This is a genomic window from Sphingomonas sp. So64.6b (genome assembly GCF_014171475.1).
Classification (GTDB): domain Bacteria; phylum Pseudomonadota; class Alphaproteobacteria; order Sphingomonadales; family Sphingomonadaceae; genus Sphingomonas; species Sphingomonas alpina_A.
Genome location: NZ_CP048817.1, coordinates 1,160,687 through 1,174,152, shown reverse-complemented (window position 1 = coordinate 1,174,152; position 13,466 = coordinate 1,160,687). Strand labels below are relative to the sequence as shown.

At 62.6% G+C, this 13,466-nt stretch carries 7 protein-coding genes; 2 read left to right on the top strand and 5 right to left on the bottom strand.

Going from position 1 to position 13,466, the window contains the following annotated elements:
- Positions 1-6: 6 nt before the first annotated feature.
- The 5 genes from G4G27_RS05560 to G4G27_RS05540 form a co-directional block, all read right to left on the bottom strand.
- Positions 7-1,503 (bottom strand): NAD(P)/FAD-dependent oxidoreductase, encoded by a 1,497-nt coding sequence (locus G4G27_RS05560; protein ID WP_183112426.1) that lies wholly within the window; start codon positions 1,501-1,503, stop codon positions 7-9.
- 77 nt (positions 1,504-1,580) lie between these two features.
- Entirely contained in the window at positions 1,581-5,846 is a 4,266-nt protein-coding gene (locus tag G4G27_RS05555; protein ID WP_183112425.1) for a translocation/assembly module TamB domain-containing protein, read from the bottom strand.
- On the bottom strand, positions 5,846-7,948 hold the full coding sequence (locus G4G27_RS05550) for a BamA/TamA family outer membrane protein (protein ID WP_183113630.1): 2,103 nt from the start codon (positions 7,946-7,948) through the stop codon (positions 5,846-5,848). The genes G4G27_RS05555 and G4G27_RS05550 overlap by 1 nt, the downstream gene beginning before the upstream one ends.
- A 118-nt stretch (positions 7,949-8,066) precedes the next feature.
- Positions 8,067-10,220, bottom strand: coding sequence for a malate synthase G (locus G4G27_RS05545; protein ID WP_244624567.1), 2,154 nt, complete (start codon positions 10,218-10,220; stop codon positions 8,067-8,069).
- An 89-nt stretch (positions 10,221-10,309) separates the two neighbouring features.
- The gene (locus G4G27_RS05540) at positions 10,310-10,756 is read right to left on the bottom strand and encodes a MarR family winged helix-turn-helix transcriptional regulator (protein WP_183112424.1); all 447 of its coding nucleotides are present in this window, start codon (positions 10,754-10,756) and stop codon (positions 10,310-10,312) included.
- Between the two features lie 199 nt (positions 10,757-10,955).
- On the opposite strand from G4G27_RS05540, the gene hppD reads away from it, so the two are divergent.
- Both hppD and hmgA read left to right on the top strand, forming a co-directional pair.
- On the top strand, positions 10,956-12,026 hold the full coding sequence (gene hppD, locus G4G27_RS05535; RefSeq protein WP_183112423.1) for a 4-hydroxyphenylpyruvate dioxygenase: 1,071 nt from the start codon (positions 10,956-10,958) through the stop codon (positions 12,024-12,026).
- A gap of 150 nt (positions 12,027-12,176) precedes the next feature.
- Entirely contained in the window at positions 12,177-13,460 is a 1,284-nt protein-coding gene (hmgA, locus tag G4G27_RS05530; protein ID WP_183112422.1) for a homogentisate 1,2-dioxygenase, read from the top strand.
- The last annotated feature ends 6 nt before the right edge of the window (positions 13,461-13,466 follow it).

The window sequence follows — 13,466 nt, the reverse complement described above, 5'->3', positions numbered from 1 at the left end:
GTTGGCTCAGGCGGGGACGGTTTCGCGCTTGTCGACCGCGATACCTTTTGCCGGAACAGGATTGGAGAATTCCATTTCGGAATCGACTGATCCGTACCGCAGTGTGATGATGTCCAGCGCATAGTTCTGGTAGAGCTTCCACGGTTTGCGGTGACCTTGTTTGGGAAACTTTTCCATCGCCCGCGTGACATAACCAGAACTGAAATCGAGAAACGGCTCCGGTTGCAATTCCTCGCTGGCGATGCGCGGCGTCGCTTGGCGCAGGCCGCGCTTTTTCATCGTATTGAGCAACCGGCAGACATACCCACAGGTCAGGTCGGCCTTCAGCGTCCATGATGCGTTGGTGTAGCCGAACGACGAGGCCATATTGGGCACGTCGCTATACATCATGCCTTTGTAATTATAGGTCTTTGATAAATCGACCGGCGCGCCGTCGACGCTGAACGCGACGTCGCTCAGCAATTGCAATTCCAGGCCCGTCGCGGTCACGATGACATCGGCGGCAAGCTCCGCGCCCGATTCCAGCGCGATCCCGCCGGGCGTGAACGCTGCGATCCGATCGGTGACGATCGACGAAGTGCCTGCCTTCAGCGATTCGAACAAATCGGCATCGGGCACCAGGCAAAGCCGCTGATCCCATGGATTGTAGCGCGGGGTGAAATGCGTCGCGACATCATAGTCCGGTCCAAGATGGTCACGCACCATGCCGATGATGCGTTCCTTGACCTTTTCCGGTTTACGCCGCGCCAGCCGGAAGAAAAACATGCCGAACAACACATTCTTCCATCGTGTGATGCCATAGGCGGTCTTGGCCGGCAGCTTGCTGCGCAACCAGTTGGCAACCCCGTCCTCAGACGGCCTTGATACGACATAGGTCGGCGATCGCTGCAACATGGTGACATGCGCGGCGCGCTTGGCCATTTCGGGCACGAGTGTCACCGCGGTCGCGCCACTGCCGATCACGACCACCTTCTTTCCCGAATAATCGAGATCCTGCGGCCAATGCTGCGGATGGACGATGCGGCCGCCAAATGTTTCGGCGCCGGAGAAGTCGGGCGTATGGCCCTTGGCATAGTTATAATAGCCGCTGCACATGAAGAGGAAATTGCAGGTGATGACGACCGGCCCGTCGGGCCCGTCTGATTCAACCGTCCAGCGTGCATCCTCGGTCGACCAGGCCGCCGTTTTCACGTGGTGGCGATAACGGATGTGCCGATCAATGCCATTGTCGTGTGCGGTGTCGTTGACATATTTCAGGATCGACGGCCCGTCCGCGATCGCTTTCGCCTCGGTCCAGGGCCGGAAGGAATATCCCAGCGTATACATGTCGGAATCGGATCGGATGCCGGGATAGCGAAACAGGTCCCAGGTCCCGCCAAGTTGCGCCCGGCCTTCGAGAATCACATAGCTGCGATCGGGACTCAGCGTCTGCAGGTGATAGCCCGCGCCAATACCCGAAATTCCGGCACCGACCACGATCACGTCGAAATGTTCTGCTGTCATCGCATCCTCCACGATACCCGATATTCGATTTTTCGGTTGCAGAAAAGGACTGAGTTTATCGGGCGCGTGTTAGCCGATCAAAAATCCTTCGAATATTTGATGCTGACATTGGATCCACCGAACGACCCGGCCTGCGACAGCACGCTCAAGCTCTTGGTCAGCGCGACCTGCAATTGAGTCGCGGTGAAGCCCCGCGCGTCGGTGATGATTTCGATATAGATATCGTCGGAGATATATTGCCCCGCCGCCAATGCCGTACCGCGCCCGCTTGCCTCATCCGCACCGAGAATGCGCAGACGGTCGATCCCAGTCGCCGAACGCAGTTTGCCGAGCGGATTGAGGCCTCCGCCCGACCCGCGCAGCGAATTGAGCGCCGCGGCAAGCTGGATCGCCTCGGTGGCCGACAAATTGGTCACTGAGCTGCCGAACAGCAACCGGCTAAGCACCTCGTCCTGCGGCAGCGACGGCGTCGACGTAAAGGCAATGCGCGGATTCTGTCCGGTACCCGAGATATTGATCGAAACGGTGATACCATTGGTCGTCGTACTCGCGGTGATCGCGATCTGCGGGTCAGCCAGCGCCCCACCTGCAAAGGTGATCGTGCCGGTATCGAGATCGAAGCGCTTGCCGGCAAAGGAATAAGTGCCCCGCACCACCTTCGCCAGGCCCGACACGGTCGGTGCGGCCGAAGTGCCGCCGACGCGCAGGTCCATGCGCCATTCCGACTCCAGCCCCATGCCCGATACGAACAACCGGTTGTCACCACGAATACGCAGGTCGAGCTTGAACAAGCCGACACGTGCCGCCGCCGGGCGATCGGTCGGTCGCCGTACAAGGTCGCTCTTGCGACGCACGCCGGTGAGTTCGGCAACATCGGCCTGACCTTGGCGAATGATCTCGTAGCGCGCTTCGGGAATGACCAGCGTGCCGCGAATCATGCCGCCATTGGCCTTGCTGTTGGTCAGCGCGATATCGCCCGTCGCGATTGCGCCGAGCGCATCACTGCGTGCCAGCCGCGCATTGTTGAGCTTGGCACGGATGTCGATCGGGAAGCCCTCATCGGAGGCGAAACCGATGCTGCCCTGTGCCGACACCGTTCCGTCCCCCGCGGTCGCCTGAAGCTGAGTGATGTCGAGCCGCGTGTTCGTGAAACGCCCGGCGATCTTCATGTTCGACAGCCGCGTGCCGTACGTCTCATTCTCATAGGTCAGCTTGTCGGCTCGGATCAGCCCGTTGAGGCTGGGCGACTGGACGCGACCCGAGAAGTCGGCGGCAACCGCAATCGGGCCAGAAAGCTGCTGGTCGGGCTGCGCGGCGAGCGAGAACAGCACCCCTGCCGGCCCATTGTAGCGGATGCCTCCGCCGAGCGGCGCGGCAAGCAGCCGCGTGATCCAGGTGCCGCTGCCCGGCGGCAATGGATTGAGCGTTGCGACCATCCGGCCGACCGTCGACGGCCCGCGCTTGATCAGCGCGCGGAAATCGCCGCCCTGGGGCACCAGATGCCCCGCCATGACGATATCGACCGGCTCGGATACCGCAGCGAGGCTGGAGCGAGTGAAATTCTTGATCGTCGCGCGCAGATCGGCCTGAGGGAACGACGATGATGTCGGTTGAATGAAATCGAGGCTGCCCGTCGCGGTTCCGCCGATCCCAAGATTGGGGATCAGCGCATTGACCACCGACAGGTCAAGCGCATCGAGCCGCGATTGAACCGTCAGCTCCTTGCCATAAGTGCCCGCGACCCGCGCCGATCCCTTGTCGAAATCGATCCGGGTCGGCAGCAAACGATAGGTGCCAGCCTTGTCGATCTGGATCCGCGCCGGCGTACCGGTCTTGAAACCAACGCCGTTAGCGCGACCCTGCGCGGCGACCAGCCACAAGCTCGGGCTGAGCCGGGAGTTGATCGCTATATTGAAAGGGACGCCGTTCGATCCGGTCGCGACGGCGCGCGCCGTGCCGCTGCCGTTCTGATAGTCGATCTTCACACGCGCCGACGATAGCACGGTCGGGCCGTAGCGCAGGTCTGCAAGTTGGACGTCCGCCTTAACCAATGGCGTGTCGTACAGGATCACATTGGCGGCAACGATCGCGCGACCGATGGTGAAGTCGGTGGCGCCCGGGATCGTCGCCGCATAAGCCCGCGCCGCGATATCGGCGCGCTGATATTTGCCCGCCGCGCCCAAATTCGCCGCGCCGGTGATGCCCGAGCCTGCGAACTGTACACGACCCGCGAACGGGCCGGCTGCGGTCTGCTGCAGCTTGCCGTTGATGTTCATGCCGGCAAAGCGCGCGGTACGGATATCGATGCCGAGCGTATTGCCCGGCCGCACGATCACATCGGCGGAGAAGGGCCCGTAGTCCGTGCCGCCGGTCGCGACGATCGCATAGGATGCGCCATTGCCGCGCACCCGCGCCTCAAGATTGGCGAGGCCGATCCCGACACCAGGCCGTGGCGCACGGAGCAGCATGACGGGCTTGGTCGCGGTACCCGAGACACGCGCGAACAAGGGGCCATACTGAGTCGAATAAGCGTCCGCGTTGACCAGCAAGGCGCCGGACGGGTCATAGCGCCCCGATCCACTCGTCACGCGGAATTGCGGCGCGTTCAGACGCAGATTGCGGAAGGTGATGATGCCGTTCGGATCATAACCGATATCGGCACGCACCACCGCATTGCCGCCGAGGAAAGTACGCGCGCCCGAATTGAAGATCTGCGAGGTGCGCGCCACCACCCGGCCGGTGATGCCGAAGCCACCGCTCGGTACCGTCACCAGCTTCGCGTTGGTCGTCAGGTTGACGATGCCGATGCTCTCGATGCGATAGTCGTTGATCCGCCCGTTAAGCGCACCGGTATAGCGCCCGGTCGCCATGTTCGCGGCAATGATCGCGGTCGCGTCGATCTTGCGCGAGCGGATGCGCAGGTTGTCGGACAGGATGCTGGCCCCGGAGATCGCCAGGTCGCCGTTGATTGCGACGTTGTCCAGCAACCCGCCGGCTGCCGCGTTAAGCCCGGTGATGCGTCGCGCACGCGCATTGACCGGCACCAGGATATGATTGGCATCGACGCGGGCAAGCCCGGTCGCAATCAGGCTATCGACCCTGGTCTCGCCAAACCCGATCGACGCCGCACGGATCGCGTAGTCGACCGTCGGCGTCGCGAACGCGCCATCGAGCGTCAGATCGGCCATCACATCGCGCCCGTTGAGATTGGGCAGGATCGCACCCGGCGTGAGCAGCCGCGCGTTGAGCTTGAACTGGCCGAAGCGGCTCTGTGCAAGGTCGATCAGCCCCTGCCCTCGCACGGCAAGCGCATTCGACGACAGCGTCAGTTTCGTATCGACACGGCGCTGGTTCAGCGTTGCATCGAGCGCGATGGTCAGCATCGGCGCGGTCAGCCGTGCGATCGGATTGTCGGCCGTTGGCACCGGCTTCGCATTGGTGCCCGGCTGCGCCGCGGCCTCAGCCGACGAGCCCGCGACATAAAGCGCGGGCTGCGCTGTGCCGCGTATCTTGAAGGTGCCGTTGTTGGCCTGCAGCGCCAGATCGGCGAGTGATTGCCCGCCGAGCGTGCCAGTCGCCTTGCCGGTCCAGGCTTTCCAGCTGCCCGCGCCGGCAATGCTGAAATCGAGCGGTGCGGTGAGTTTCGCCATGCTCGCCACCACGCCGCCGACCGGTGCCTGCAGTTTCGCATCAAGATCGAGCTTGTTCTCTGCCGGCACTGCGTCGAGTTTGAGCGCAAGCCGGTCGCCGCCCGCAATCCCTCGCCCGGTGAGCGCGACCGCGTTCGCGGTGAGTTGCGCCCGTGCATCGGCGATATGCGCAACACCATCGATGCTGACGATGTGCGGATTGCCGCTGACCGCCTTGGCCAGCACGAGCCGGTCGATCGTCAATCGGCCGATATCCACGTCGAGATCAGGCAGCAATGGCGCATTGGGATCACCACCAGGCTTGAGCTCTGGGCTGCGCTGCAGCGTGACCAGCTTGCTCGACGCCGACCGCACATCGACATGATTGCGCGCGAAGGCAAATGGCCGCCAGTCGACATCGAGTCGCGGGCTGGTCAGGAACACGCCCTTGGCGTCGCTCACGCGTACATCGGTCAGGATCATCGCGCCATAGATCGACCCGTCGATCCGACCGACCTTGATATTGAGACCCGAGGCGAGCGTGTAATTGCCCAGCGTGTTAGCAATGAAGCGCCGCCCCGGGCTGGTGTTCAGGCCAAGCACGAGCAGACCCAGCAGGACGATCAGAGCAACGAGCGTAATCGCAATCCATTTGACGATCCGCTGCCAAAGCGAGCCGCGAACGATGACAGTTTCTGCGGCTTCGTCAGCCATCAGAATGCCTGCCCGATCGAGATATACAGTGCGACCTTGCCGTCACCCGGACGGGGGTTGAGTGGCGTCGCGACATCGACGCGAAGCGGCCCGAAATTGGTGTAGAAACGCCCACCGATACCCGCGCCGTACCGCAAATCCGATCCCTTGGGCATGACGCCTTCATAGGCGTTACCGCCATCGATGAACGGCACGATGCCGTAATTGCCGAAGCGGTAGCGCGCTTCGAGCGAGAATTCGTTGAGGCTGCGTCCGCCGACCGGGTCGCCGTTGGGATCGAACGGCCCGAGCCGTTGATACCCATAACCGCGCACCGACCCGCCACCGCCGCCGTAATAACGGCGCGACGGCGCCAAATCGTCGCGGTCGATGCCCGGGATCGTTCCCGCGCGCAGCCGTCCGGCCAATACGATGCTGTCGGTCACCGGCTGATAGATGCTGCCCTCGATCAATATGCGCGCATAAGGCCGCACGCCGCCGCGCACGGATGTCTCGGGGCTGAGGCTCAGCTTGAGGCGATACCCTTTGGTCGGGTTGAGCAGATTATCCGACGTGTCGAACTGCAGCTGCCCCGGCAAGGCCAGGATGCCATAGGTCGCGCGCCGTTTCTCGAGCCGCGCAAAATCATACACGCTCTCATTCGTGCCGATCAGCTCGAAGCCGTAAGCATAGGTGAGCTTCTTTTGCCAGATCGGCGTCGAATCATAACTGATCCGTCCCGCCAGCGTGCCGGTAAAAGCGTTGAACGCATCGTAATTGCTGTGATTGGCCGACGCGGTCAGCGTCACCGTGCGGTCGCGCTTGCCCGCGTTCGAACGACGGAACGTCGCACCCAATCCCTGTTCCTGCGTGCCGGCGATCGCCGACAGGATCAGCGCACCTTCCGGCTTCCACAGGTCGCGGTGCGTGAAGGAGCCTTCGAGCCGGAACCCCTGCCCGGTCGAATATCCCGCGCTGGCCGCCACCGACCGAGGCGGCCCGGCTTCTTGCCGGACCAGCAGGTCGACCGCTTCGGTGCCGTCGGGGCCGGGCTTGCCGGTACGCACCGGCTCGACCGACACGGTCGAGAACAGCCCGGTCGCGACCAGCGCATCGCGCAAATCGTCGACCTTGCGATTGTCATACAGCTCGCCCGGCTTGAACCGCGCGAGTACGCCGACATGCTCGGCCTCGAAAGCGAGCTTGCCCTCGGTCGTGTAAGTTCCGAACGAGGATCGCGGTCCCGTATCGACTGGCAACGTGTAGGCGCCGGTCCAGGTTGCTTCGTCGAGCAATATGTCGCGCTGCCCCAGCGTGACGAAGGGATAGCCCTGTTGCGGCAGCTTCAGGCTGACGTTCGCTTCTGCCCCCTGGATACGATCGGCCTCGATCGGATCGCCGACGCGCAAGGGGAGTTCGCGGGTGAGCAGATCGGCCGGCACCACTGGCCCTGCCTCGATCGCAATCGACCCGAGCGAATAAAGCTTGCCCGGCGTCGCGCTGATGATCGCCTTGACGTTGCCGCTGTTCGGCACGCTCTCGATCGTCGAGATCGCGGTGCCGTCGTAATAACCGCGCGACTTCAGCAGTCGAACGGCAAGTGCTTCATCTTCCCTCGCCCGCGCGGAAACCATCGCCGCGTTGGCCGCCTTCCCGCCTCCGTCTTTCAGCGCCGACAGCCCATTGAACTGCCCGGTCAGCCCAAGCGCATCGAGGCCGTTGACCTGCGTATCGTACCGAATGACCACGGTCTTGTCGTCGCCGGTGTCGGCGATATTGACCGGCGGAGTCGAATCGAACGTACCCAGCGGCGGCAGCGCCCGGGTCAATTCCGGTTCCTCGGCCGAGAGCGGCGCGAGTGTGTTGGTGTCGGCAACGGGTGCTTGCGCCGGCAAATCCGGAAGTGTCCGAGCAGGCGGCGTCGCCGCCGGCATCGCCTCGAGCGGCGCGTTGATATCGTCGCTGAGCGGTGGCAGCGCCTTTTCGAAATCGGGGTCACTGACGATAGTTTCGTCCGGTTGCGGGTCGGTCTGCTGGACAGCCGGCGGCACTGCAGGGGGTGACACCTGTTGCGGAGCCGACAGCGCGGCACTCAAAGCCAGCCACCCCGGCGAAAACGTCAGCAAGTTCAAAACCCGTCGATCCCCTTTGGGGATCGCTGTCCCACCCCCAACGCTACCCTAACGCATTTTTCGCGTTTTGGTTTCCAACATATTGCGGCGATTGCGAAAAAGCGCCGTTTCAGCCGCCCGCTTTTGCCTTCACCTTGGCCCGATAGGCGTGGAGTAGCGGTTCGGTATAGCCGCTCGGCTGACTCACGCCTTCGAACACCAGCGCTCGCGCTGCCTGATAGGCAAGGCTCGTCGCTTCGTTGCCGGACATCGTGCGATAAAGCGCGTCGTCCGCATTCTGCGCATCGACCTTAGCTGCCATGCGCGCGAACGCGGCATCGACATCCGCTTCCGTCGCGACCCCATGGAGCAGCCAGTTGGCGATATGCTGCGAGCTGATCCGCAATGTCGCGCGATCCTCCATCAAGCCGATGTCATGGATGTCGGGCACCTTGGAACATCCCACGCCCTGGTCGATCCAACGTACGACATAACCGAGAATCCCCTGCGCATTATTGTCGAGCTCGACGCGGATTTCGTCGGGCGTCCAGTTCCGCCCGGCTGCAACCGGCACGGTCAGCAACGGCGCGAGCCCGGGAATAGCCTCGCCTGCAATCTCCTTCTGCCGCGCGAACACATCGACCTGATGGTAATGCATCGCATGCAGCGTCGCCGCAGTCGGGCTCGGCACCCAGGCGGTGTTCGCGCCCGACAAAGGATGGCCGATCTTTTGCGCCATCATGTCGGCCATGCGGTCGGGCGCCGCCCACATGCCCTTGCCGATCTGCGCCTTGCCGCTCAGGCCATGCGCCAGGCCGATGCGGACATTGCGATCCTCATAAGCCTTGATCCAGTCGCTTGCCTTCATCTCCGCCTTGGGGATCATCGGCCCGGCGCGCATCGCGGTGTGCATCTCGTCGCCGGTACGATCGAGGAAACCGGTGTTGATGAACACGATGCGGTTCTTCACCGCCTCGATACACGCAGCGAGATTGGCTGAGGTGCGGCGTTCCTCGTCCATCACCCCGACCTTGAGCGTATAGCGCTCGAGCTTGAGCAAATCCTCGACCGCATCGAACAAGGCGTCGGTGAAGGCGCATTCCTCAGGCCCGTGCATTTTCGGTTTGACGATATAGACCGACCCCGCGCGGCTGTTGCGATATCGTCCAAGGCCGCGCAGATCGTAGAGCGCAATCGTGCTCGTCATGATCGCGTCAAGAATGCCTTCGGGCGCCTCGTTGCCATTGGCGAGCTGGATCGCCGGCGTCGTCATCAAATGACCGACATTGCGCACGAACAACAGGCTACGGCCCGGCAAGGTGAGTTTGCCGCCATCGGGAGCGGCATAGTCGCGGTCATCGGACAGCCGGCGGGTGACGCTCCGGCCGCCCTTGGTGAAACTCTCCTCCAGGTCGCCGCGCATCAGGCCAAGCCAATTGCCATAAGCCAGCACCTTGTCGTCGGCATCGACCGCCGCGACCGAATCCTCCAGATCGACGATCGAGGTGAGCGCGGATTCAAGCAGGACATCGGCAATGCCCGCCGGGTCATCGCGGCCGATCGGATGATTACGGTCGATCACCACTTCGATATGCAGCCCGTTGTGGCGCAGCAGCAACGCGGTCGGATTGCCCGGATCGCCACGATAACCGGCAAAAGCCGACGGATCGGCGAGCGCCGGTAGCTGCCCAGTGAGCAATCCCCGCCCGGTCAGCACGCCATCGACAACACTGAGCGAGGCAACGCTGTCCCAACTCCAGTTCGCCAGCGGCACCGCTTCGTCGAGAAACGCCTTGGCACGCTCGATCACATTAGCGCCGCGATCGGCGTCATAGCCCCCTGGCCGCGCGCTACCGGGGAGGGCGTCGGTGCCGTATAAAGCATCATAAAGGCTGCCCCAGCGCGCATTGGCGGCGTTAAGCACGAAGCGCGCGTTGAGGATCGGCACGACCAGCTGTGGCCCCGCCATGGTCGCGACCTCGGCATCGACATGCGTCGTGCCGATGGTGAAAGGCGCGGGCTCCGGCACGAGATAACCGATCCCACGCAGAAACGCCTCGTCGACCGGCTCGCCCGCCATATAGCGCGCATCGATCAATGCCTGGAGCGACTCTCGCTTCGCCAGCAGGTCGCGATTCTTGGGTGTCAGCGCGGCGAAGATATCGGCCACGCCGCGCCACCAGTCGCTGGCGTGGATCTGCAACCCCAGCAACAGCCTGCCCTCGACAAACCGCACCAATGGTTCGGCAACCGACAAGCCGGCACGATCGAGCATCTTTGGCATTGAGCCTCCTTGGAAGAATGCGACTGCCCGGGGAGAAAGCCATTGCCGCTTAGGCCAGCGATGGGTCGCGCATCAAGTCTGATTGGTGATTACTGGGGATCGACTGTTTCGGCTGAGGCTTCAAGCCGGTCGAGCATTGCACGAAAGGTGATGATCTCCTGTGCGGAAAACCCGGCAAAGATTTGCTTCTCCAATTCCAGCGCTTTCGGCGCGACGCTGTCGTAGAGCGATTTTCCCGCGGGGGTCAGCGACAACAGATGCGACCTTTGATCGTCCGGATTGGGCCGCCGCTGCACCAGCCCGCGATCATATAACGCGATCGCCGCGCGACTTACTGTCACCTTGTCCATCCGCGTGGCGAAGCCAAGCGCCTGCTGCGTCATCCCTTCACCCTCCGCAATCACCGCGATCAGCCGCCATTCCGGGATCTTGAGCCCGAACAGCGATTGATATGCGGTGGCGATCGCCGACGACACACGGTTCGAAGCGATCGACAGGCGATAGGGCAGGAATTCGTCGAGTTGCAGGGTCGGCATTGCCTTATCCAATCCGTCACCCTGAACTTGTTTCAGGGTCCATGCGCGGTAATTCGCCGCATATATGACGCTAGTGGCCGCGCATGGATGCTGAAACAAGTTCAGCATGACTTATCGCGATGGACCTGCGCTGCAAACCCCGATATAGTATCATCTGTAACCACATTTGCCCGTATTTGATTGCCACGGAGATACCGTCATGACCGCGACCGAAAACCCCATGGGCCTGAATGGCTTCGAGTTCGTCGAATTCACCAGCCCCAACCCGGAAGCACTGGCCGATCTGTTCGTGAAAATGGGCTTCACCCATGTGGGCACGCACAAATCTAAGAATGTCCGCCGCTACGCGCAGGGCGACATCAACTTCCTGCTCAACATGGACGAAGCCGGCCAGGTCGCCGGTTTCCGCAACGCACACGGCCCCTCCGCCAACGCGATGGCGTTCCGCGTCGCCGATGCGGATCAGGCGCTGAAGCTTGCGATCGAGCGCGGCGCGAGTCCGGTAAAGGGCGAGCATGGTCCTGGCGAGCTCGACATTCCGGCGATCGAAGGCATTGGCGGCGCGAACCTCTATCTGGTCGACCGCCATGGTGGCGAGACGATCTACGACACCGATTTCACGCCCGTTCCTGGCACGAATGCGGACGATCATGCGGTCGGCCTGCACACGCTCGACCATCTGACGCACAATCTCCAGCGCGGCCGGATGGATTATTGGGCCAATTATTACGAGACGATCTTCAACTTCCGTCAGATCCGCTATTTCGACATTGAGGGTCAGGCGACCGGCCTGTTTTCCAAGGCGATGACCGCACCCGACGACAAGATCCGCATCCCGCTCAACGAAAGCCAGGACGAGCATTCGCAGATCGAGGAATTCATCAAGGACTATAAGGGCGAAGGCATCCAGCATCTCGCGCTGGCGACCGACGACATCTTCGCCACGGTCGACAAATTGCGCGCCAACGGGATCAAGTTCCAGACCGCGCCGCAAACCTATTTCGACCTGATCGACAAGCGCCTGCCCGGCCACAATCATGACGTCGAGGAAATGCGCAAGCGCGATATCCTGATCGATGGCGCCCCGGAAACCGGCGGCGGTCTGCTGCTGCAGATCTTCACCGAGAATATGGTCGGCCCGATCTTCTTCGAAATCATCCAGCGCAAAGGCAATGACGGTTTCGGTGAGGGCAATTTCAAGGCATTGTTCGAAAGCATCGAGCTTGACCAGATCCGCCGCGGTGTCGTGCCGGGGAAAGTCGACGCTTAAAACCCTTCTCCCCTTGTGGGAGAAGGTGGCCCGCATGGCCGGATGAGGGGGAGTGATGTGCGTTAACGCCCGCGACATTCCCCCTCACCCTTCCGCCGCTTCGCGGCTCCCTCCCTCTCCCACAAGGGGAGAGGGAATTAAGGAACGGCGATGACTGAATACCAAACCGGCTTCGGCAATCACTTCGCCACCGAGGCCGTCCCCGGCGCCCTGCCCATTGGCCGCAATTCCCCGCAAAGGCCCCCTTTCGGCCTTTATGCCGAACAACTCAGCGGCACCGCCTTCACCGCACCACGCCATGAGAATCGCCGCTCCTGGCTCTACCGTCTGCGCCCCTCCGCCGCACACCCCGCCTTTACTCGTTATACCGGGGCGAAGCGCTTCGCGCCTGGTGTCAGCAAGGATCCGCTCGCCCCCAACCGTCTGCGCTGGGGGCCGACCGGGATCGAGGATGCCGACTGGCTCGACAGCCTGACGACAATGATCGTCGCGGGCGACGGTCCGGCGACTCAGGCCGGCGTCGCCCTGCACCTCTATGCCGCATCGAAGGACATGATCGACCGCGCCTTTGTCAGTGGTGATGGCGAATTGCTGATCCTGCCCGAGATGGGCGCGCTCATCTTATTCACCGAACTCGGCCGCATCGATGTGGCGCCTGGCCAAGTCGCACTGATCCCGCGCGGCGTGCGCTTTCGCGTGACACTCCCCGACGGCAAGGCGCGCGGCTATATCGCGGAAAACCATGGGGCACCTTTCCGCCTGCCCGATCTCGGCCCGATCGGCTCCAACGGTCTCGCCAACCCACGCGACTTCGAAACCCCCACCGCGTGGTTCGAGGATCGCGAAGGCAAATTCGAACTGGTGCAGAAATTCCTCGGCTCACTCTGGACCACAGAGCTTGGCCGCTCACCGCTCGACGTCGTCGCCTGGCACGGCAATTACGCGCCCTGGCGCTATGATCTGGCGCGCTTCAACACGATCGGCAGCATCAGTTTCGACCATCCCGATCCGTCGATCTTCACCGTGCTCACCTCGCCCAGCGACGTCGCGGGCACCGCCAACGCAGACTTCGTCATCTTCCCGCCGCGCTGGATGGTCGCCGAAGATACGTTCCGTCCGCCCTGGTTTCACCGCAACGTGATGAGCGAGGCGATGGGCCTGATCCACGGCGCCTATGACGCCAAGGCCGACGGCTTCGTGCCCGGCGCGCTGTCGCTGCATAATCAGATGAGCGGCCACGGCCCCGATGTCGCGAGCTGGAAGGGCGCGAGCGAGGCCGAACTCAAGCCGCACAAGATCGACGGCACCATGGCGTTCATGATCGAAAGCCGCTGGGTCTTCCACGCGACCGACTTCGCATTGAAGACCGGCACGCTGGACGAAGACTATGATCAGGTCTGGACCGGCTTTCCCAAAGCGCAACTGCCTGGATAGACTTGA

What these genes read in the sequence shown, in the direction of transcription:
- G4G27_RS05560 (WP_183112426.1), bottom strand. Translation starts at nt 1,503, where the DNA reads ATGACAGCAGAACATTTCGACGTGATCGTGGTCGGTGCCGGAATTTCG.
- G4G27_RS05555 (WP_183112425.1), bottom strand. Translation starts at nt 5,846, where the DNA reads ATGGCTGACGAAGCCGCAGAAACTGTCATCGTTCGCGGCTCGCTTTGG.
- G4G27_RS05545 (WP_244624567.1), bottom strand. Translation starts at nt 10,220, where the DNA reads ATGCCAAAGATGCTCGATCGTGCCGGCTTGTCGGTTGCCGAACCATTG.
- G4G27_RS05540 (WP_183112424.1), bottom strand. Translation starts at nt 10,756, where the DNA reads ATGCCGACCCTGCAACTCGACGAATTCCTGCCCTATCGCCTGTCGATC.
- hppD (WP_183112423.1), top strand. Translation starts at nt 10,956, where the DNA reads ATGACCGCGACCGAAAACCCCATGGGCCTGAATGGCTTCGAGTTCGTC.
- hmgA (WP_183112422.1), top strand. Translation starts at nt 12,177, where the DNA reads ATGACTGAATACCAAACCGGCTTCGGCAATCACTTCGCCACCGAGGCC.